Below are 21127 nucleotides of genomic sequence, written 5' to 3'. Positions count from 1 at the left end.
CTCCGGTTTGTCAGTTCGACACGGCGTAGGCGTCGGTAAAGCCCTCGGCCTTGACCTTCTTGAGAAGGGTATCGAGTTCGGATTTGCTGGTGGCGGGGCCGATCACCACGCGCCAGAAGGGTTTGTTGTTGATCGCGCTTTGCTTGACGGTGGGCACCATGCCCGCGCCGCGCATCTGTTTGGCGGTGCGGGTGGCATTGGCCTCCACGCTGAAGATGCCCAGTTGCACGTAGGGTTTGGACAGTTTCGCACCAGCCGCCGGGCGCGCCGGTTTCGGGGCCGCAGGGGCGGGCGGTTTGGCCGCCGGTTTGGCGCTCGCGGTGGCAGTGGCAGCGGTGCTGGCCGTCGGCGCAGGGGCCAGCGCGGTGGCGGTGACAGGGGCAGGGCTGGCAAGAGTGGCTGCAACGTCACCGCTATTCTCGGCCTCAAAGCTCTCTTCCGGGGCGGCGCTTTCCTCGCGCCGCAAGGCGGTTACGTTCAGCGGCGTCGGAGCGCCCGCCAGAATGCCAAGCGCGGCGGCGGCATCCGAAGAGATTTGCAGCTTCGGCCCCGGCAGCTCCCGCTCGCGCCGGAACAGGGCACCGATGACGAATTTGCCGTTCGCCTCATTGCGCACGATCACGCGCTCAGGTTCGGTGACGTCCGGATGCGCCACCCAGACCCCGCCGAGCGAGGGGCGCCCGTCCCAAAGACCCTCATCCGTGGCTGAGAAGACCTCAGGTGCTTCGACATCACGTTCCACCAATTTGGTCGAGGTGCTGCGCGGCGCGCTGGCGCCTTCGTTTGCACCGAAGGGGAGTTTGAAATCGCCACCCTCGCAACCGGCCAGCAAACCAACTGTCAGAATGCCCACGCCCAAGCCCGCCGCGCGGCTTTTCTTGATGCGCAACGGTTGATTGTCCCTGCTCATGCCCTTGATGTCCTTGCCTGCTGTCGTCGCGCGCCGCGACCCATGTCCCGCGAGAATGTCGCGCCGTTGGATCGGCACGCCCTGCGCCCCTCTGAAAGGGGCTTTGGCGCAGAGTAACCCGACCGGGCAGCGCTTGAAAAGACCGCGCAGGGCAGATCGGCGAATTTCCCCAAAGGCGCGCGGGGGGCTGGCCTCGAAAATGTGCGTTTGCCGAATCGATCCCGGCGCTCTAGGAGGAGCGTGCTGCGGAGGAGTGGCAGAGTGGTCGAATGCACCGGTCTTGAAAACCGGCGTGCGTGAGAGCGTACCGTGGGTTCGAATCCCACCTCCTCCGCCAGCTCTTCAGCTGAATATATATGGCTTTGAAAACCTTTCTCGTTTGGCTGGGCCTCCAGCCTTTAATACACCCCACAAAAGCTGCCCTAAAATGTGATCCTAAATGGGCCAAATTAACAACGTTTGTTGTAGAAGACGGTTTTTATTATCAAAATTTCACCTGCATTTAGGGAGGGACCATACACGTCCGTATTTTATGTGAACTGCGTGACGCCTTGTTTGAATTTTGCCGAACAAAGCTGTCTTCGATCAAATGCCCACGGAGTATCGAGTTCCGCAAGGCATCTATTGTAAAGACTAATCGGGGTCCGGGCGCGGCTGGGTGAAAATTCAGTGACAGGTCACGCCTCCAATAGAGCGCGAATTGGTTCGCGCGTTTGCTTCGAACCATCAACTTAACCAATCGCCTGCTCTAACGCCGCGCGCTCAAATCCACAGGCCAAAAAACACAACAGCCAGCCCACCTGCGCAAAGCGCGAGCGTCGGCAAGGGTCGTCGCGCGCCGATCAAACCGTATGAAAGCAGGGTCAGCCCCAATGCGACACGACCAGCCGCCAAGAGAGCTGCCAATGGGGCGTCCGAAAGGGTCAGCATATCCGGGTTCGCGACCATACCGAGCGGGATGATGTAGAGTCCAATGCCAAGCGCCATCGCTGTCAGAGCGACCTTCAACCAATTCTCGCCAATCATCCCCGCGGCGATAAAAACAGCGCCGCAGACCGGGGGCGTGATTGTCGAGAGAAGCGCGAACCAAAAGACAAAGAGATGCGCTTGAAGCGGCGAAAGACCCAGTTCGATGAGCGCAGGCCCGGCGACGGAGACGCAGATCACATAAGCCGCCGTGGTGGGCACTTCCATGCCCAAAATGAGGCAAGCAAGCGCCGTGAGCAGCAGGGACGGCCAAAGAAGCCCCCCAGACCCCGCCAGAATGAGAGAGGTGATTTTCACGCCAAGCCCGGTGATCGACAGCACGCCGATGATGATTGAGGCGCAAAGGATGATAGAGGCGATCAGGGCAACCTGCCGCGCGGCATTGAGAACTGCACTTGCCATTCGCGTGGCGATCTGGCGCGGCTCGAAAGTGAGCTGCGCGTTGAAGAACAAGAGCAACGCCGCTGCGAGGATCGCCATAGCCGCCGCATATTCCGGCGTGAACTGCGCGACGAACATCCCCCATAGCAGGACCGAGAAGGGGACGAGGAAGAAGAGCGATGTGACAACCACATCGCGCAATGCAGGGCGATCCGCTTCTGCGATCCCTTTGAGGGCGAAGCGCTGCGCATAGGCGTTGATGCCAACCCAGACCGCCACGAAGTAAAGCACCGCCGGAAGCGCGGCGGCAGCCATGATGCCAGTGTAGGGCACGCCGGTCAGCTCGACCATGACGAAAGCGCCTGCGCCCATCAGGGGCGGCATGATCTGCCCGCCTGAGGAGGCCACGGCCTCGACCGCGGCGGCGAGGCGTTTGGGGTAGCCAAGCTTGGTCATCGCGGGCAGGGTGATCGCGCCGGTGGACGCGACATTTGCGGAGGCCGAGCCGGAGATCGACCCAAAGAGCGCCGACGACAAAACAGACACCTTCGCCGCGCCGCCTTTCAGCCGCCCCGCGGCGGCGGCGGCGACATTCATGAAACCTTGCCCCGCTTCGCCAGCGTTCAGAACTGCGCCGAAGATGACAAAGATCGCCACGACAGAAACGGAGACACCGGTGAGCGTTCCCCAGATGCCGCCCTCGGCAATGGTCAGTGTTCCGAAATAGCTTTTTATTGGCGTGCCGGAATGACCGAACTCGCCAGGAATATGCTGCCCGAACAGGCCATAGAGCAGGGCGAGTGCCGCGACCAGTGGCAAGGGCCAACCGATCACGCGCCGCGCCGTTTCCAGCACCACCAAGAGCAGCGTCGCCGCCACGGCGAGCTGGAAGTTGCTTTCAATGAACCCGTATTGATCGCCAAGCGCATCGCTGTTGAAGGCCACCCAAAGCGCTGCGGCGATGCCCAATGCGGCCAAGATGCTGCCAGTGATCCGCCGCAGCGGGGTCTGCGCGTCAAAGACCAAGGCGAAGGGCAGGATGAAGGCCATATGCAGCGGCCTGCTGATCAGGTTCGGCACCAGACCCGAAAACACCAGCGCCAAGTGATAGCTGACCAGCGCGATGGCCAGCGCGATCCAGAAACTCGCCGCCAATCGGCTTTCGGGGAGGTTTGTCATCTATGGGGGTCCGGCTTTGGCTGGGCAAGCGCGGCGCGGAAAACCCGCGCCGCGCCTCTTGTTATTGCGAGGTCTCTGTCGCGATCCCAGCTTCTTCGTAATAGCGCAGCGCGCCGGGGTGGAGTTCAGTGGTGATATTGGCCATCAACTCAGGCGTGACATTGCCCCACCAAGGCGAAGTATCGGCCATCTTGGCCTTGTTTTCCCAATAGGTCTTGGTCAGCTGATAAGCCGTTTCATCGTCCATCTTGGTTGTCGTGAAAGCGACGACGGGCAGGGACGTTGTGGTCACATCCTGCTCTTGGCCCGCATAGGTGCCCGCCGGAATGACAATGCGGGTCCGTTTGGATTGGGTGATCTGCTCGTCCGACAACGGGACAACGGTCACGGGGGTGGAGGCGGCGGCTTCGACGACATTTGGCGCCGGGAAGGAACCCGCTGTGACAAACCCGTCAATCTGCCCGTTCTTCAAAGCGGCCACGGCGTTGCTCAATTCCGCATCCGCGATCTCGACACTGTCTGCCAGCCCGAACATATCCAGATACTTCGCGCCTTCGGTCGCGCCGAAAGACCCTTTGCCCAGCAGGATGCTCTTGCCTTCCAAATCCGCGAGCGCGGTGGCGCCGCTGTCCTGAGACATCACGAAATGCATGGTCAGCGATGGGATCGGGAAAAGCGCGCGAATCTCATCGAAAGCCGGTGCGGTCTTGCCTTCAAACATAGCCTTGCCGTTCTGGGCCAGACCAACGAGCGAGGGCGGGGTGGTAAAGACATAGTCGGCCCCACGCGCGCGGACTTCCATGACGTTTTGAACCGATCCTTGGCTCTCTTCCACGGTAACCGAGATGTCTCCGCCGCTGCCCGCTTTCATGGCCTCGGCAAGCTCCACGCCCATTTGATAGTAGGACGAGCCCGATTTGGCCGACTTATAGGTCACTCTGGTTTCGGCGCTCGCGGCACCCCCCACAAGCCCCAGGGCCAATGCCGCGCAAATAGTTTGTCTCAACGCATTCATGGTTTTTCCTCCTCCAAGCGCAAGGCCAACGTTCTCCCGGCGAAACATGTGCGGGACTGCCTTTGGGTGACTTTGTGGCAGCACACTACGGCATTGTCGAGAATGGGGTTTCGCTGTTGGGTGGCTCTTACGGACCAATACGGCGGGCCGCTTCGGTCTTGCGGGGGCGAAGATGGCAGAGGCGGCAGGTTCGCTGCGCCCCGCAACCAATTCTGCGATGCGCGGATCGCAGGCCATAGGGGGCGAGAGATATCGACGCTTGAGTTGCGAAAAAGCGCAACTGTCTGCGCTCCTTTGCCAATGTTGAAGCCCGATCAAAGGTCCATACCCTTATCAATCGGGCAAGGCGCAGTGCGTCAGCTATCGCCCTTCAAAGGGTCGTGGCCCCAATTCATCAGCGAATAGCGCCATTTCGAGTCTTCAACTCCATCCTTCGGCCCGCCTTGGGAGAGGTGCCGTTTGATATAGCCAACGACGGTTGCCATGTGATCCCACTGATCGTCGGTCAGGTCGTCCTTGCTGGTACGTTTGATCTTGACGATCCTGCGGCCGGATTTGTGCCCGGTGCTTTCACCGCTTCCGCTGTCGCCCACGGACTTGGAGGCCTCGGTCTCCAGCCATTCCTCAAGCTCCGCCGGTGCCATGTTGACCAGATCGCGCCACTCGTCCCAGATTTCGTCCTTCGATTTCGATGAAGACATTTTTTTCCCAATCCATTACTGGGAAGAAACCGGCTTGCGCGCGCTTTGTTCCGATAGGTCACAGCGGTCTGCCATGGTCAGTTTGACGCACAACGATCTGTCTGCTGTTGGCTTGTCAGTGTCTGAACGGCCCGCGCCTCGGGCGAGCCGGTGAAAGCTCAAGACGCTTGCGAATAGCGCATGCCCTCCGGCACCTCTCGGTCAAGCATCGATGCGATCATGCGGGTCAGGGCGCGACCTTCGGGCAGGATGTCGAGGCGCGTTCCGGACAAGCGCACGAATGGCGTGTAGCGGGTCGCGATGGCCTTCAACTCGGGCGCGAGATCGAAGGCCCGTGGGCCGAAGGTTTCTGCCAAGGCGTTCAGGTCAAGAGTGAAGTCGCACATCAGACATTCAATCGCCCGCGCGGTCAGGCGCTCAGCGTCGTTCAAAGCGTAGCCGCGCGTTCCGGGCAACTCGCCAGCCGCGATGCGCGCGGTGTAGGCTGCTGTCGCGGGTGCGTTCTGTACGTAGCCCCCCGGAAAACGCGAGATTGACGAGGCGCCGAGGCCGATCAGGGTTTGGCAATTGTCATCGGTGTAGCCTTGGAAATTCCGGCGCAGACGGCGGTTGTTCTTTGCTTGGGTCAGCCCATCCTGCGGCGTGGCGAAATGATCGATGCCAATTGCCTCCATGCCCGAAGCGGCGAAGCGTGCCGCGGCCTTCTCGGCGAAGTGATAGCGTGCGACTGCGTCGGGCAGTGTCGCCTCGCGGATGAGTTTCTGCCGTTTCGCGACCCATGGCACATGCGCATAGCCGAAAAGCGCCACGCGATCCGGGGCAAGGGACAGGGTCTTGTCAATCGTATCCTCCAGCCGCGCCATGGTCTGATGAGGCAGACCGTAAACCAAGTCAGTATTGAGCGAGGTGACCCCCTCGACGCGCAACTGATCGACACAGCGGCGTGTGACCTCGAAGGACTGGAGGCGCCCGATGGCCTGCTGCACCTCAGGGTCGAAATCCTGAATGCCGATAGAGGCCCGTGTGAGGCCCGCGGCGCGCAGGGCAGCGATTTTGGTGGGATCGATCTGGGTGGGGTCGATCTCGACGGAGAACTCGAAATCCTCGGTCGGGGTGAAGATCTGATGAAGGGCGCGGTTCAGGCGGTCGATGAGGGCGGGCGGTAGGATGGTCGGTGTCCCGCCACCCCAATGCATCCGCCCCATCCGTATGCCCGCAGGCATCGCGGCGCGCAGAAGCTCAAGCTCGGCCTCAAGAGCCTCGATATAGCGCTCGACAGGGCTGAGCGTCTTGGTGCCCTGCGTGTGGCAGGCGCAGAAATAGCACAGCCGCTCGCAAAAGGGGATGTGGACATAGACCGAGACCGGCACGCCGGGGTCCAACGTGCCGAGCGCTGAGCGCTGAAACGCGGCGCCGACCGCGGGGGTGAAAGCCGCCGCGGTGGGATAGGAGGTGTAGCGCGGCACGCGCGCGTCGAAGAGGCCGAGAGCCTCGAGCATCTGTATCTGTTCCATGGCACCGGTTTAGGGGGGCGCCGTTCAGCGGTCTTTGCGTTGGATCAATTCGGACGCAAAAATCGCGCATTGCCGTCCGTTGGGTGATCGTCGGCGGCTTGGGCTTTGCTACGGTTTTCATGCTCTTTCTGACGCCGATCCTCTACCGCTGGATCGCCGTCTGGGGTGCCGCCCCCGGCGGGGCAGCGCAGCGGTTGAAAGCAGAAGTGGAGGGGGCAGTATAGGCCGTCGCGGGATTGATGCACGCCGCGCCTGCGGTTTCCCGGAACTGCACGAAGGACAACAGGATGACGAGGGCAGCAGCGCGCTATTCTCGCAGCGCGCGCCACGGGCTGGAATAGCAAACGTCCCGGCAACCTATGCAAACAGCGCATTTCTCCTGCCCTGTTCGATATCTACTCCGGGCGGGTCGGACTCCCATCTTGGACTTGAGATTGGAGACACCATGCACACCGCCGTTCCAGAACCTCTTTCCGTTCCCCTCCCGCTTCTAAAGCAGACCCTATGCGAACATTACCAAAGACTTAGCCCCGCCTCGCGAGAACTGAGATTCATGGGCCAGCTTAACGATGATGCCTTGCTGCGCGTGGTTCGGGGCTCCAACCCCGACCTGACGCTCGGCGTCGAATGCGATGATGCTTTGCGTGCGATACTGGAGCTTCATTGCATTGACAGCACCCATGCGGAGATCGGGCTTTCGGTTGAAGACGCCTATCAAGGGCGCGGCTATGGCCGGAGGCTCTTCCATCGCGGTCTGGCCGAAGCGCGTGCGCGAAATATTGAGACGGTGGATGTGAACTTCTTGCGCAGCAATATCGCGATCAAAAAGCTCTGCATCGAAGAAGGGGGAGAGATACGTTGCCGCGGGGCCGAATGTGTCGCGCAGCTGTCGTTGAACTGACCGGAAAATTTGAGAGGGACATGTGGAATCTGCCTCTGGCTATCAGGTGAATGGCCCCCACTTAGGTTGCGGCGGCCAATTTTCACGTTTTAGCTTTTAGGTGATGGTGAACCCGCGGCCCACGGGGTCGGTTTCATCGATCAACCATTTCACATAGCCGATATCTTTTTCGGTGCCCGGATATCCTTGGACGCTGGAGCGCGGATTGCCATGCCGTGCCGCATAAGGGCATCACGCTATCCATGGGGTTCCAAAGCACCTAAAACCACCGTGCCGTCCAGCGGGCGAGCGCTTCGACCGTGGACCAAAGCAGCAGCGACAGCGCCGCGAGCACGATCAGGGCCGCAAACATGAGCGCGGTTTGGCCGCGGCCATTGGCCATCAGCATCAGATGCCCCAGCCCGCGGGAGGAGCCGACCCATTCGCCGATCAGCACCGCGAGGGGGCCATAGACCACCGCCAGACGCAGGCCCGAGATCAGCCCCGGCACGGCATGGGGCAGGCGCAGCAGCAGTGTTTCGCGCCAGCGGTTGGCGCCTGAAAGATGCGCCAGATCGCGCAGGCCCGGGGGCAGCGCCATCAGCCGGTCGAAGAGGGCCGAGGCGATGGGAAAATAGGTGACCAGCGCGATGGTCACGATCTTGGAGGGCATCCCGTAACCGAGCCAGAGGGTGATGACCGGGGCGAGGGCGAAGACAGGCACGGCCTGAGCCACCACCAGCATCGGGCGCAGCAGCCAGCGCGCGCGGCGCGAGAGGGTCAGCAACAGCGCGGTCTCAATGCCGAGGAAAATGCCTAAGCTTAGGCCCAGCGCAAGATTGCCCGCCGACCATAGCGCATTTTGCCAGAGCAGCGCGGCATTCCCGCCCAGCGCCTGCAAGACAAGCCAAGGCCCCGGCAGGATGAAACGCGGCACGCCGCTGAGGGTGACGACAAGCTGCCAAATCGCGACGGCGAGTGCGAAGCAGACCATGCCACGCCATAATTTATGGAGCGTAGATACCATCAGGCGACCTGCGCGGGTGAGGCCAGCCCCATCCGGCGCAGCAGATCGGCTTGAGCGGCGAGGGTCTCGGGGGCGTCGATCCGGCGCGGTGGCGGCGTTTTGGGCAGGGGGCAGGGGGCGGCCCCATGGCGGCTCACGATCCAAGCGTAATTGGCGAGCCTTAGGGCCTCCGCCGGGTCATGGGTGATCAATACGACGGTTCGCCCGCAAAACAGCCGCGCCGCTAGATCCTGCATTTTAAGGCGGGTCACCACATCGAGGGCCGAGAACGGTTCGTCCAGCAGGACCACGGGGCGGTCTTCGTACAGCGTGCGGGCGAGGGTGACGCGCTGGCGCTGACCGGCGGAAAGCTGTGCAGGTTTGCGGCGCAGCTCCGCGCGAAGCCCGACCTCGGCCAGAAGCGCAGCAGCGCGGTCAGGGTCCGCCCGTTCTCCGCGTAGGCGGGCGGGGATGGTGACATTCTCCACCGCGCTCGCCCACGGCAGTAGCTGGTCGTCCTGCGCCATCATGGCGACACGGGGGGCGAGAGGGCGGTCGTCGTCGGCGGCGATGCGTCCGGTGAGACGGGCCACAGTGGGCAGACCCGCAAGCAGACGCAGCAGCGAGGTTTTTCCCACACCCGAGGGGCCGAGCAAGACGTTCCATTGCCCGGCCTTGAGGGTAAGATCGAAATGGTTGATCAAAGGGCCAGCAGCGCCGTGAAGCGCGCCCGATAGATGCACCGCTGGGGCGGTCATGCTGCCGCGGGCGACAGCGCCATGTCCCAAAAGCCAACCTCAAGGGCGGTGGCCGTGTTGAAACGCTCTTGCAAGGTCTTGGCCCGTGGCAGGGTTTGCCAGTTTGCGCCCAGACGCCGCTCTAGCCCCCCGTCGATCAGCGCGCCAACATCGCGGCACAGTGCTTGATACTCTTCACCCCCATAAACCGCGCACCAATCGGCATAGGGGCCGTCATTGCCCCGCAGGGCCAACCCGATTTCACCATAGCCCAGAACGCAGGGGGCGAGGGCGGCCATCAGGTCAAGGAAGTCCCCGGAATAGCCCGCCTCCAAAACATAGCGCGTATAGGCGAGGTTGCCGGGGGCCTCTGCCGTGGCCTCAAGCGTGGTGCGGTCGATGCCATGGCCTGCGCAGGTCTCTACATGGAGGGGCATCTCCACATGCACGAGCGCGTGGACCGTGGCACTCGCGGCGGCCATTTCATCCAGCGTTTCCGCCTTGGCCGCCGCAAGCGCCCAAGCGCGGGCGAAGTGGATGAGGAAAACATAGTCCTGCCGCAGGTAATGCAGATAACTGGCCTGCGACAGACTGCCGTTGCCCAACTGTTCGACAAAGTCATGGCGTGTATAGGCCCGCCATGACTCTCCGGCACCATCGCGCCAAGCGGCGAAGGCCTTGCCGTATTCGGGCGCCGTCATGGTTTCGCCTGCGCTGTGACGTCGACCACCAGATCGGCGGCGGGGATCACGGTTTCCACCACGCCGCTTTCCTGCATGAAGGTCTCGAACCGGTCATAGCGCCCGTGGTCCACCGCGGCGGGGCGGGTGGCGAAACGGGGCCATGTGTCTTCCCATGCGCGGGTGTTCAGCTCGTTGCGCAGCTCGGCGTCGGAGGCAAAGAAAACCTCTCCGCTGGCCGCCGGATCATTCACGATATCGGCGGCGGCCCGTTCGGTGGCACGCAGGAAGCGGGCGATCATGTCGCGGTCCATCTCTTCGGCATGGGCGACGTAGATCAGCTCATCATAAGCGGGCACGCCCTCGGCTTCGGGGTAAAAGCAACGGCCCTCATGGCCTTCGATCTGCATCTGGTTCAGCTCGAAATTGCGGAACGCGCCGATCACGCCGTCGACTTGTCCCGACATTAGCGCGGGCGAGATTGACCAGCCGATGTTGATTTGCTCGACCTCGGCAGGCGCCACGCCATTGTGGCTCAGCATCGCATCCAGCAGCATCTCTTGCACGCCCGCCACGGCGAAACCCACCTTTCGGCCCTTCAGGTCCGCCATCTCCTGCACCGGCCCGTCGGCGCGGACCACGAGGCAGGTGAGCGGGGTTTCGACCAGCGTGCCCACACGCCGCAGGTCCAACCCCTCGCGCTGGGCGAGATGCAGTTCCGGCTGGTAAGAGACTGCCAGATCGACCCGGCCCGCCGCCACCATGCGCGGCGGCTCATTCGGGTCGGCGGGAGAGACGAGTTCGACCTCCAGCCCCGCATCGGTGAAATAGCCCTTCTCCTGCGCTAGAATGATCGGCCCGTGATCGGGGTTCACGAACCAGTCGAGCATGACGGTCATCTTGTCTTGGGCCAAGGCGGGGGCTGCGATCAGCGTCAGGGCAAGGGGGGCGAGGATGTTTTTCACGAAGGGTCTCCAGTATATCGTTTATGCGGGAAAAGGGTCAGGCGCCGGGGAGGGCGAGTAGGGCGATCTCGCCCCGCCAGCGGGGGCGAAGGGTGTTGGCCGCGTGATGCGCGCGCAGGCCGGTGCGACAGGCGAGCACGATGCGGGGTGCATCGGCTGGCAACGGCAGGTCCGGCAGCGCCTCGGGCGGGACATGGCGCGCTTGGGCTGAGAAAGGCGCGGGCGCTTCGGCGCGCAGGTCGATGACCATATCGCGCGGGGCGATCTGGCTTTCGGCGATGAAACCCGCGGCGCGCGCAGGCTCGGGCGCGCTGTCAAAACGAAAGCCCGACATGCGCCATTGCGCGGCGTCCCAGATCAAGAGTTGCCCCAGCGGGGAGGGCGCGAGGCCCAGCAGGACCGAGAGCGCCATCTGCGCCTGCGCCGCGCCGATCATCCCCACCACGGGCCCCAAAACACCCGCCGTGTCACATGTCGCTGCGGTCTGCGGCAGGTCAGGGAAAACAGCGCGGAGCGAAGGGGCACCCCCGCAGAAACCACCGACATAGCCCGACAGCCCAAGGGCCGAGGCTGAAATCAGCGGTTTGCCCTGCGCGCGGGCTTCGTCCGACAGGGTCAGGCTGGCGGCGAAAGTGTCGGCGCAGTCGAGCGCGATATCGCAGCCCGCCAGCAGGGCGGGCGCATTGGCAGGGGTGAGCCATTCGGCACGCGGGACAAGCGTCACCTCGGGGTTCAGCGCCGCCATCGCCTCGGCGGCGGCACGGACCTTGGGCCTGCCGATACCGTCCATCCGGTAGAGCGGTTGGCGGTGCAGATTGCTCAAGGCCACCTGATCGCCGTCCACCAATGTGATCCGCCCGACACCGGCCCCGACGAGATATTGCAGCACAGGCACCGCCAGCGCTCCGGCACCGACGACCAGCACATGCGCCGCCGTGAGCCGCGCTTGCCCCTCGGCGCCAACCTGCGGCAGAATGATCTGGCGGGCGTAACGGCTCATGCCGTCACCTCAAGCCATTCGCGCATCCGCGCTTCGGGGTCTGCGTTCAGCGTGATATCCGTGACCGCCGCCACCGTATCGGCCCCGGCGGCAAAGGCCCCCGGCGCACGGGCGACAGACATGCCGCCGATGGCGCAAAGCGGGATATCCCCGATCCGCGCCTTCCATTCCGTCAAACGGTCGAGCCCCTGTTCGGTCCATTTCATCTTTTTCAGAATGGTCGGATAGACGGGGCCGAGGGCGATGTAATCGGGGGCGAGGGCCAGCGCGCGGTCAAGCTCGGCATGGTCATGGGTCGACAGGCCCAGCTTCAGCCCGGCGGCGCGGATCGCGGGGATGTTGGCACTGTCCAAATCCTCTTGCCCCAGATGCAGCCAATCGGCCCCCAGTTCAATCGCCAGTTGCCAGTGGTCATTCACCACCAGCAGTGCGCCGTGCTGGCGGCAGAGGTCGAGCGCGGTGGTGATCTCGGCGCGCAGCACCTCTTCGGGCGCGTCCTTGATGCGCAGTTGCACCAGCTTCACGCCCAAGGGCACGGCCCGCGCGACCCATGCGGTACTATCGAAGACGGGGTAGAAACGCGGCAAGCTCATAGCCAAGCCTTTCCGATGACGGGGGTGGAGGGCACGGCCATGTCGCGCTGGCCCATAGGGCCGGAGGCGGCGGCAAGCGCGCCCGCGCGGCAGGCCAGCGCAAAGGCTTCGGCCATGGCGGCGGGGTCGCGGGCCTCGGCCACGGCGGTGTTCAAAAGCACCGCGTCGAACCCCATCTCCAACGCCTGTGCCGCATGGCTGGGCAGGCCGAGGCCCGCGTCGATCACCATGGCCACATCGGGAAATGCTGCCCGCAGACTGCGCAGCCCGTGCAGGTTGTTCAGCCCCAGCCCCGAGCCGATCGGCGCACCCCAAGGCATCAGCACCCGGCAGCCCGCATCGACCAACCGCGCGGCCAGCACCTGATCCTCGGTGGTATAGGGGAAGACCTCGAACCCATCGGCGCAGAGCGCCTCGGCAGCCTCGACCAGCCCGAAGGGGTCAGGTTGCAGCGTGTCGGCATGGCCGATGACCTCTAGCTTGATCCAATTGGTGCCGAAGTATTCCCGCGCCATCTGCGCCGTGGTGATCGCCTCGCGCGCGGAATGGCAGCCGGCGGTGTTGGGCAGCAGATGCACGCCCAAGCCGCGCACCATGTCCCAAAACGCCTGTCCTGCGCCTTGTTCGCGGCGCAGCGAAACCGTGGCGACCGGCGCGGCGCTTTGGCGAAAGGCGGCCTCCATCACTGCGGGCGAGGGGTAGCGCGCGGTGCCCAGCATCAGCGGCAGGGGCAGGGCGGTGCCGTAGAAATCGCGCATCGTTCAGCCCCCCTGCATGGCGCTGAGCACTTCGAGCCGGTCGCCGTCGCTCAGCATGGTCTCACCCCGCGCGCCTGCGGGGACGAAACTGCCGTTGAGGGCGGTGGCGACTTTCGCTTCGCCCCAACCAAGCTCTGCCAGTGCCGCGTCAAGCTGCGCGGCGGTGACCTCACGCGTCTCGCCGTTCACTTCAATCTTCACGGAATAAATCCCCCGTTGTCGCTGTTGCCAGAAAGCCCGCGGCCTGTTCGGCCAAGGCGGGCGCCATGAGAAAGCCGTGCCGGAACAATCCGTTCAGATGCAGCACCGCCCCGCGCTGTACGATGCCGGGCAGGTTGTCGGCGAAAGCCGGGCGCAGGTCGGCGCCCATCTCGATGATCTCGCCCTCGGCAAAGCGCGGGTCGAGCGCATAGGCGGCTGAGAGCAGTTCCAGCGCCGAGCGGGCGGTCATGCCGCTGCGGCTGGCGCTTTCGATCTGGGTCGCGCCCAGCATGTAGATGCCTTGCCCGCGCGGCACGACGTAAAGCGGGTGGCGCGGGTGCAGCAGGCGGATCGGGCGGGTGAGGGTGATCTCAGGCGCGCGCAGCAGGATCATCTCGCCGCGCACGGCACGCAAACCGGGCAGAGCGTCGCGGGCCACCATGCCGCGGCAGTCGATCACCGGGCCTGTGACCTCCGAAGGGGTGAGGGCCGTGGTCTTAACCGTCACGCCCTCGGCGGCCAGCGCATGGGTCAGGTCTTGCAGCGCTTGGCGCGGGTTCAGATGCGCTTCCTCGGCAAAGAACAACCCGCGGCGATGGCGCCCGGCGAGGTCCGGCTCACAGGCCGCGATGGCTTCGGCGTCGCAGGGGCTGTGGCTTTCGGTGCGGGCGGCGAAACGCTGCAATTCCGCGCGGTCCCGTTCGGGGGCGAGGACCAGCGTGCCCCGATGGGTGACTTCCGTGATCTCCCCCCATAGCGCCGCGGCACGCCGCCCATGGGTTACCACCGCAGGCTCGCTCAGCGCGCCTTCGCAAAAGGGGGCGAGCATGCCGCCCGCCCACCACGAACAGCCATGCGGCCCGGGCGGGCCTTTGCGGTCAACGAGCCGGGGCCGCAGCCCCTGCGCCAGACAGGCCCGCGCGGCCCAAAGCCCTGCCACGCCCGCGCCGATGATGGTGACATCACTCATGGGGCCAAACGCCGTGAAAATGATGGACCGGCCCGTGGCCATGGCCGATGTTGAGGGCGTCCGCCGCGGCAATGGCGCGTTGCAGATAGCTATGAGCGGCTCCCACCGCCTGCGGCAGAGGCAGGCCCCGCGCCAGACCGGCGGCAATGGCGGCAGAGAGCGTGCAGCCGGTGCCATGGGTGTTCGCCGTCTGCTGGCGGGGCGCGGAAAGGCGCAGGGTGTCGGTCTTGGAAATCAGCAGATCGACACAGGTCTCGCCCTTGCCATGGCCGCCCTTCATCAGCACCGCGCGCGGACCGAGCGACAGCAGCGCGCGGCCCTGCGCGAGCATCGTGGCCTCGTCGGTGGCTTCTTCTGTGTCCAGTAGCCGTGCGGCCTCGGGCAGGTTCGGCGTCAGCACATGGGCGCGGGGCAGCATCCGGGCGCGCAGGGTTTTGACCGCTTCGGCAGAGAGCAGCGCATCGCCGGATTTCGCCACCATCACCGGGTCGAGCACAATGGGCGCGGGGCAGTCGGCCAGCCCCTCGGCCACGGCGGAGATCGTGGCCGGATCGCCCAACATGCCGATCTTGATCGCGCCGATGGCCAGATCGTCAAAGACCGCCGCCATCTGCGCGCGGATCATCGCAGGCGCGATCATGGCGACCGCGGCGACGGCGCGGGTGTTCTGGGCGGTGACGGCGGTGAGCACGCTGGCCCCATAGACGCCAAGCGCGCTAAAGGTCTTGAGATCGGCCTGAATCCCCGCCCCGCCGCTGCTGTCGGACCCCGCAATCGTCAGTGCTTGAAACGCCATTCGGCCCCCCCATTCGTTAGATGGGCCGAGGGCATGGAGATACGGGGTAAACGACCGCCCGGATGGGGCTGATGCTTGCTTCCGTTCCCTACGCCGGTACGACCCGGATCAGGTTCGATGGGTCGGTTTTCACCTCTCAGCCTTGCGGCACCCCAACGGATTTCCGGCAGGCTAGCGAGGGGCGTTCAGAGGGTCAACAGGGGATCGGTTATTTATTTGTTTACTTTTTATATCAAGTAGTTGTGGTTCGTACCTCATGCATTGCATGAGGATTCGTTAATGAAAATCCCGCGATTTGGGGATCACCTTGGCATCGCGCGGGTGGCCGTGCATGGCCACCTGACCGGGCAGCGGATGGGTCGGGTGATCGCCGCGCGTCGTGATGCCGGGCATCGGTGCTTCCGATAGTGCTGCCAGCCGGTCGGAGCGGTTCTCGAGCCGGTCTGCCACGACATGGATCACCCGCCCGTCGGTCTGCACGCGCCCCTCCACGACCAGAAGCCTCGCCGACATGATCGTGGGGCGGTAGAGCTTGAACATGTTTGGCCAGATCACGAGGTTGGCGACGCCAAACTCATCCTCCAGCGTGATGAAACAGACCCCCTTGGCGCTGCCGGGTTTCTGGCGCACCAGCACAAGCCCCGCCAGTTTCACCCGCCGCCCGTGGCCCATGCGTGAAAGGTCCCGCGCTGAGGAGAACCCCTGCGCGGCAAGGCTGGCGCGGTAGAAGGACATCGGATGCGCCTTCAGCGACAGGCGCAGCGTCTGGTAATCGGCCACGACCTGTTCCGCCTTCGGCATCACCGGCAGATGCACCTCTGGTTCCGGGCCGCGGGCCGAGGCTTCGGCATGATCGAAGATCGGCAAGGCGGGCGCGTCGCGCAGCCCTTGGGCCTGCCAGAGCGCTTGGCGCCGGTCGACCCCCATGCTGCGCATCGTGTCGGCGGCGGCGAGCTGGCGGATCGCCTTGGCATCGAGACCCGCGCGGGTCTTGAGGTCTTCGACATCGGCGTAAGGCGCGTCGCGCCGGTCCATGATCCGCGCGCCGGCCTTTTCCTGCAGCCCGTCTACCATGCGCAGCCCCAGCCGCAGGGCAAAGCCATCGCCGCAGGGCTCCAGCGTGCAGTTCCAGTCCGAGAGGTTCACGTCGACGCCGCGCACCTCGACCTGATGCTCGCGCGCGTCGCGCACGATCTGGGCGGGCGCGTAAAACCCCATCGGCTGGGAGTTCAAAAGCGCACAGGCAAAGGCCGCCGGGTAGTGGCATTTCATCCATGACGAGACATAGACCAGCTTGGCGAAGCTCGCCGCATGGCTTTCGGGAAAGCCGTATTCGCCAAAGCCCTTGATCTGGTCGAAACAGCGCTGCGCGAAGACCGGATCGTAGCCGCGTTTGGTCATCCGGCCCACCATCTTGTCCTGCAGCTTTTCGATGGTCCCGCGCGAGCGGAAGGTGGCCATGGCCTTGCGCAGCTCGTTGGCCTCGGCGGGCGAGAACCGCGCCGCGTCGATGGAGATTTTCATCGCCTGTTCTTGAAAGATCGGCACGCCCAATGTTCGGCTGAGGATGCTGAACAGCTCGTCCTGCGGATAGGCCGGGCCGGGGGCGGGGTAGACGACGCTTTCCAGCCCCTGACGGCGGCGCAGGTAGGGGTGCACCATGTCGCCCTGAATGGGGCCGGGGCGGACGATGGCGACCTCGATCACCAGATCGTAGAAGACGCGCGGGCGCAGTTTCGGCAGCATCGCCATCTGCGCCCGGCTTTCGACCTGAAACACGCCAAGGCTGTCGCCCCGGCAGAGCATGTCGTAGGTGGGCCGCCCGGTGGCATCGTCCTCGTGATCCTCCACCGGGACCGTGGCCAGTTCCAGCGGGCGGTCGTAATGCGCCTCGATTAGGTCGAAACATTTGGCGATACAGGTCAGCATGCCGAGGGCGAGGATATCGACCTTGAAGATTTGCAGCGCGTCGATGTCGTCCTTGTCCCATTCGATGAAGCTGCGCTCGGGCATGGCGCCATTGCCGATGGGGACGATCTCGGTCAGGGGGCGTTCGGTGAGGATAAAGCCGCCGACGTGTTGGCTCAGGTGCCGCGGCATACCGATCATCTGGGAGGCGAGTTTCAGCACCATGCGGAGGTAGGGGTCCGACAGGTCCAGCCCCGCCTCGCGGGCGCGGGCGTCGTCCATCTCGCCCTCGAAACTGCCCCAGATCGTGCCCGCGAGTTTCGAGGTCACGTCTTCGGAAAGCCCCATCGCCTTGCCGACCTCGCGAATGGCCGAGCGCGGGCGGTAGTGGATCACCGTGGCGCAGAGCCCGGCGCGGTGGCGGCCGTATTTGCCGTACATGTACTGGATCACCTCCTCGCGCCGCTCATGCTCGAAATCGACGTCGATGTCGGGCGGCTCGTCGCGTTCCTCGCTGAGGAAGCGCTCGAAGAGCAGGTCATGCACCGCCGGGTCGACCGAGGTGATGCCGAGACAGAAGCAGACGGCGGAATTGGCCGCCGAGCCGCGCCCCTGGCAGAGGATCGGCGGCTCGGCCTCCTCGCGGGCGAAGCGGACGATGTCATAGATGGTCAGGAAATAACGCGCGATCTTCTTGGAGGAGATCAGCGCGAATTCCTTCTCGATGGTCTTTTTCACCGCCTCGGGCACGCCTTCGGGGTAGCGCCGGGCGGCGCCTTCCCATGTGAGGCGCGCCAGTTCCTCCATCGGGCTGCCGCCCTCGGGGACGATCTCATGGGGGTATTCATAGGCCAGATCTGTGAGGCGAAATTCGATCCGGTCGGCAAGGCGGCGCGTCTCGGCGATGGCATGGGGCCAGTCGGCGAAGAGGCGCATCATCGCCTCGGGGGATTTCAAGTGGCGTTCGGCATTGGCGGCCAGAAGATAGCCCGCCTTGGGCACGATCACCCCCTCGCGGATCGCCACCATCACGTCCTGCAACGGGCGGCGGTGGCGGGCGTGGTAAAGCACATCGTTGGTGGCAAGCAGCCTCAGCCCATGGGCACGGGCCAGCGCATCCAGCCGGTTGATCCGCGCCCGGTCGTCGCCCCGGTAGAGAAAGCTCGCGCCGATGTGGCGCATCCCCGGCAGCGCTTTCAGCAGCCGCGGCAGGCCCGCGGCGAAGAGGTCGAGGTTCTCGGGCGGCATGACGATGAGGTGCAGCCCTTCGGCATGGCCCTGCAGCATCTCCAGCGTCAGATGGGTCTCGCCCTTTTGCTGCCACTCGCCGTCGACCGATTGCATCTTGCCCGCCGACAGAAGCGTCGAGAGCCGGGCATAGGCGGCGCGGTCTTGCGGGTAGGCGAGGATCTCGGTCCCGCAGAGCAGCACCAGACGCGCGCCGATCAGGGGCCGGATATGCGCCTTTTCGGCCTCTACATGCAGCCGCACCACGCCCGCCAGCGTGTTGTGATCCGCGATGCCGAGGCTGTCGTAGCCGTGGTGATGCGCCGTCTGGACCAGATCGACGGCGTCGGAGGCAGCGCGCAGGAAGGAAAAGCAACTGGCCAGCCCGAACTCCACATATTCTGCGCGGGCGGGGGCGGCGAAACCGTCCTCGCCTAAGGTGCGGCGTTTATGTCCCTCCTGCTGCGGCATCAGGCGAACATCCCGTGCAGGAACCAGCGCGGCTCGGCCCCGCGTCCGTCGTGGATCACGCCCTCGCGGTAGAGCCAGAAGCGCTGGCCGCCCGCGACCTCCACTTTATAGTAATCGCGCAGCCGGGTGCCGGGGCGGTCGCGCCACCATTCCGGCGCGATGCGCTCAGGCCCCGCGTGGCGGGTGGTCTTGTAGGTGACGCGGCGCCAGTTGAACTGCGAGGGCGGGCCTTCGGGCACGGCGTAGATCACGCGCACCTCCTCGGGCGGGGTGAGCAGACGCAGTGGGCGTTCGCGCAGCAGCGCGGGGGCGGCTGTGGGGCTGGCCTGCAGGGCCGGGGCGCGTTCCTCTACCGCCTCGGGCTTGTGGGTCTCGCGCCACTGCGGCCAACTCACCTTTTCGGGGCCGAGCTTGGCGACCAGACGGTCCAAGAGCCCGGCCACGTCCGCCGAAGGATCGCGCTTGCCGTCGAGGTGGTCCTGCATCAGCGGCAGCGGCTCGCTGTCGGTGGCCTCCAGCGTCAGCAGATCGAAACCAAAGCCGCTGTCGATATTCTCCAGCTTGCCATCGAAAAGCCTGCGCAGATGCGCCGGGTCGCGGCTGGCCCGCGCTGTGGCGACCCCGAGGGTGCGCCAATCGCCGTCGATGCGGTAGACCGTCAGCCGCAGCCGTCGCGCGCCGAGCTCGGCCCGGGCCAGTTGTGTGCAGAGGTCTTCCACCAGCGCGGGCAGATGCGGGGCGGGGTCGAGCACCGGCTCAGCCAGGCGGCTGCGGGCCATGAAATGGCGATGGTCGGGCGGGGCGTTCAGCGGATCGGCGGCCTTGCCGAGCGCTTTGTCGAGCAGGATCAGCGGGTTGCGCTCGGGCTTCAGGCTGGCGAAGCGGCGCATCAGCGCGGCGCGGGGCAGATCGCTGAGCGCGCCGATGGCCTTGAGGCCAAGCCGGTCCAGCAGCCGCGTGGTCTGGGCATCGAGCCGCAGGGCGGCGACGGGCAGGGGGGCAAGGGCGGCACCCACGTCCTCGGCACCGCAGATCTGCGCGCCGGAGCCGAAACGCGCCAGCGCCTGCGCGGCACCGGGGGTGGGGGCCATGGCGCAGCGCGCGGTCAGCCCCTGCAGGGCAAAGCGGCTGCGGATGTCGCGCAACATCGCCGCCTCGCCGCCAAACAGATGCGTGCAGCCGGTCACGTCGAGCAGCAGGCCGTGGTCCTGATCCCGCGCCGTCCAGGGGCACCAGCGCCGGGCCCAATGCACCAGCCGTTTGACCAGCGCGGTGTCGCCGTCGAGATCGGCGGGCTCGACATGCAGATCGGGGTGGATCGCCTGCACATCGACCACCCGCGCGCCCACCTCGATGCCGCGGGCGCGGGCGGCGGCGCTCAGCCCATGGACCACCGGCCCGTGCGTCCCGTCACGCGACAGGACCACCGGCACCTCATCCCCCGGAACGCTGCGGTATTGGCTGATCACCCGGCGCCAGCGCTCCATCGTCAGATCGGGGAACCAGACGGAGACGATCCGCGGCGCGGGGGCTGTGGCGTTTGTCGGGCTCATAATCGGCCACCCATCGGCCGGGCGCATGGCCGCGCGCGCGAAACAGTTCCAGATCCCAGCGGGCCGCGCCCGGGGCCTGCGGATCGTCGGGATGCGCCTGCGCGGGCAGGGAGGCGATACGCCAACGCATTCGCGCCGCACTCAGGCCCCCGGGGTCGCCACTGCGGATGAGGTAGAGCGGCACGCCCGAAGCCTCGGCCCGCAGCGATAGCCGCTTGGTGACGGTGAAATCCAGCACCTCCGGCCCGCCATGCACCTCGCCCACCACGGCGGAAAGACCCGCGCAGGCGGCCCCTTCCTCCATCGCCCAAAGCACGTCGCGCGGATGGCTGGCGGTGACCAGCAGCACCGGCTGTTCCAGCCCGAAGGCCGCGAGGCTCGGGGTATAGGGCGCGCCGTTTTCGCGCCGCGACAGGAAGTCCTGCACCCAGAGCACCGGCCCCTTGCCGCGCGGCAAGAGCGACAGCACGAAGCCACTCGCCGAAGCACTGGCGAAGGCCCCGGGAAAGACATCCGTCAGCGGCGCATGCGTGGCCAGAACCCCCGGCTCGGGCGGTGTCGACGGCCGTCGCCGCGGCAGGGTAAGGACCTGCCCATATGTAGAATCGGTTGTCATGCACGACTCCATATGTTCACATTTTGTTCTATTCATAAACGATGAACTGCGCTGCTGTCAAAATTTTGAGCGGCACCGC

19 protein-coding genes, 1 tRNA gene and 1 riboswitch are annotated in these 21127 nt (G+C 65.1%); of the genes, 2 read left to right on the top strand and 18 right to left on the bottom strand.

The features are described from left to right. Nucleotides 1–10 precede the first annotated feature (10 nt). Nucleotides 11–910 carry an SPOR domain-containing protein gene (locus HKX24_RS07550; protein WP_276153905.1) on the bottom strand — a complete coding sequence of 300 codons (900 nt, stop codon included), beginning with the start codon at nt 908–910 and terminating at the stop codon, nt 11–13. Nucleotides 911–1157: 247 nt separating this feature from the next. Between HKX24_RS07550 and HKX24_RS07545 the strand changes: the two genes are divergently transcribed. Continuing rightward, nucleotides 1158–1247 (top strand) — tRNA-Ser (locus tag HKX24_RS07545). Between the two features lie 425 nt (nt 1248–1672). Here the strand turns inward: HKX24_RS07545 and HKX24_RS07540 are convergent. From HKX24_RS07540 to hemN, 4 genes are all read right to left on the bottom strand, one after another. Continuing rightward, nucleotides 1673–3457: a TRAP transporter fused permease subunit gene (locus tag HKX24_RS07540; protein ID WP_271691627.1), complete on the bottom strand. Its 1785-nt coding sequence runs from the start codon at nt 3455–3457 to the stop codon at nt 1673–1675. A gap of 61 nt (nt 3458–3518) precedes the next feature. Then, the gene (locus tag HKX24_RS07535; protein ID WP_271689789.1) at nt 3519–4472 is read right to left on the bottom strand and encodes a TAXI family TRAP transporter solute-binding subunit; all 954 of its coding nucleotides are present in this window, start codon (nt 4470–4472) and stop codon (nt 3519–3521) included. Between the two features lie 356 nt (nt 4473–4828). Beyond that, nucleotides 4829–5173 (bottom strand): DUF3140 domain-containing protein, encoded by a 345-nt coding sequence (locus HKX24_RS07530; protein ID WP_271691625.1) that lies wholly within the window; start codon nt 5171–5173, stop codon nt 4829–4831. 158 nt (nt 5174–5331) lie between these two features. Then, nucleotides 5332–6687: an oxygen-independent coproporphyrinogen III oxidase gene (hemN, locus tag HKX24_RS07525; protein ID WP_271691624.1), complete on the bottom strand. Its 1356-nt coding sequence runs from the start codon at nt 6685–6687 to the stop codon at nt 5332–5334. A gap of 553 nt (nt 6688–7240) precedes the next feature. On the opposite strand from hemN, the gene HKX24_RS07520 reads away from it, so the two are divergent. Continuing rightward, nucleotides 7241–7588, top strand: coding sequence for a GNAT family N-acetyltransferase (locus HKX24_RS07520; RefSeq protein ID WP_209218687.1), 348 nt, complete (start codon nt 7241–7243; stop codon nt 7586–7588). A 259-nt stretch (nt 7589–7847) separates the two neighbouring features. On the opposite strand, the gene HKX24_RS07515 is transcribed toward HKX24_RS07520, so the two are convergent. From HKX24_RS07515 to HKX24_RS07455, 13 genes are all read right to left on the bottom strand, one after another. Beyond that, entirely contained in the window at nt 7848–8594 is a 747-nt protein-coding gene (locus HKX24_RS07515) for an ABC transporter permease (RefSeq protein ID WP_271691620.1), read from the bottom strand. Further along, nucleotides 8594–9331: an ATP-binding cassette domain-containing protein gene (locus HKX24_RS07510; RefSeq protein WP_271691618.1), complete on the bottom strand. Its 738-nt coding sequence runs from the start codon at nt 9329–9331 to the stop codon at nt 8594–8596. Before HKX24_RS07510 ends, HKX24_RS07515 begins: the two co-directional genes overlap by 1 nt. Next, nucleotides 9328–10011: a TenA family protein gene (locus HKX24_RS07505; protein ID WP_271691617.1), complete on the bottom strand. Its 684-nt coding sequence runs from the start codon at nt 10009–10011 to the stop codon at nt 9328–9330. The genes HKX24_RS07510 and HKX24_RS07505 overlap by 4 nt, the downstream gene beginning before the upstream one ends. Further along, on the bottom strand, nt 10008–10955 hold the full coding sequence (locus HKX24_RS07500) for an ABC transporter substrate-binding protein (protein WP_271691616.1): 948 nt from the start codon (nt 10953–10955) through the stop codon (nt 10008–10010). Before HKX24_RS07500 ends, HKX24_RS07505 begins: the two co-directional genes overlap by 4 nt. A gap of 37 nt (nt 10956–10992) precedes the next feature. Then, nucleotides 10993–11955, bottom strand: coding sequence for a HesA/MoeB/ThiF family protein (locus tag HKX24_RS07495; RefSeq protein ID WP_271691615.1), 963 nt, complete (start codon nt 11953–11955; stop codon nt 10993–10995). After that, a complete protein-coding gene (locus tag HKX24_RS07490) occupies nt 11952–12548 on the bottom strand; it encodes a thiamine phosphate synthase (RefSeq protein WP_271691613.1) in 597 nt (198 codons plus the stop codon). Before HKX24_RS07490 ends, HKX24_RS07495 begins: the two co-directional genes overlap by 4 nt. Further along, entirely contained in the window at nt 12545–13306 is a 762-nt protein-coding gene (locus tag HKX24_RS07485; protein WP_067260906.1) for a thiazole synthase, read from the bottom strand. The genes HKX24_RS07490 and HKX24_RS07485 overlap by 4 nt, the downstream gene beginning before the upstream one ends. Before the next feature lie 3 nt (nt 13307–13309). Next, nucleotides 13310–13507: a sulfur carrier protein ThiS gene (gene thiS / locus HKX24_RS07480; RefSeq protein ID WP_067260908.1), complete on the bottom strand. Its 198-nt coding sequence runs from the start codon at nt 13505–13507 to the stop codon at nt 13310–13312. Continuing rightward, complete coding sequence (locus HKX24_RS07475) at nt 13497–14477, bottom strand: FAD-dependent oxidoreductase (RefSeq protein WP_271691611.1); 981 nt, start codon at nt 14475–14477, stop codon at nt 13497–13499. Before HKX24_RS07475 ends, thiS begins: the two co-directional genes overlap by 11 nt. Continuing rightward, nucleotides 14470–15273: a bifunctional hydroxymethylpyrimidine kinase/phosphomethylpyrimidine kinase gene (thiD, locus tag HKX24_RS07470; protein WP_271691609.1), complete on the bottom strand. Its 804-nt coding sequence runs from the start codon at nt 15271–15273 to the stop codon at nt 14470–14472. Before thiD ends, HKX24_RS07475 begins: the two co-directional genes overlap by 8 nt. Before the next feature lie 68 nt (nt 15274–15341). Next, a riboswitch (TPP riboswitch) is annotated at nt 15342–15438 on the bottom strand. Nucleotides 15439–15549: 111 nt separating this feature from the next. After that, nucleotides 15550–18879, bottom strand: a complete 3330-nt coding sequence (locus tag HKX24_RS07465) for an error-prone DNA polymerase (protein WP_271691608.1) — start codon at nt 18877–18879, stop codon at nt 15550–15552. Further along, nucleotides 18879–20366, bottom strand: a complete 1488-nt coding sequence (locus HKX24_RS07460) for a DNA polymerase Y family protein (protein WP_271693833.1) — start codon at nt 20364–20366, stop codon at nt 18879–18881. Before HKX24_RS07460 ends, HKX24_RS07465 begins: the two co-directional genes overlap by 1 nt. Next, entirely contained in the window at nt 20314–21048 is a 735-nt protein-coding gene (locus tag HKX24_RS07455; RefSeq protein WP_271691607.1) for a hypothetical protein, read from the bottom strand. The genes HKX24_RS07460 and HKX24_RS07455 overlap by 53 nt, the downstream gene beginning before the upstream one ends. Nucleotides 21049–21127: the final 79 nt, after the last annotated feature.

This window comes from Sulfitobacter sp. M85 (assembly GCF_029285915.1).
Taxonomy (GTDB): domain Bacteria; phylum Pseudomonadota; class Alphaproteobacteria; order Rhodobacterales; family Rhodobacteraceae; genus Sulfitobacter; species Sulfitobacter faviae.
The sequence above is the reverse complement of the archived record's forward strand: the minus strand, read 5'-3'. Positions and strand labels throughout refer to the sequence as shown.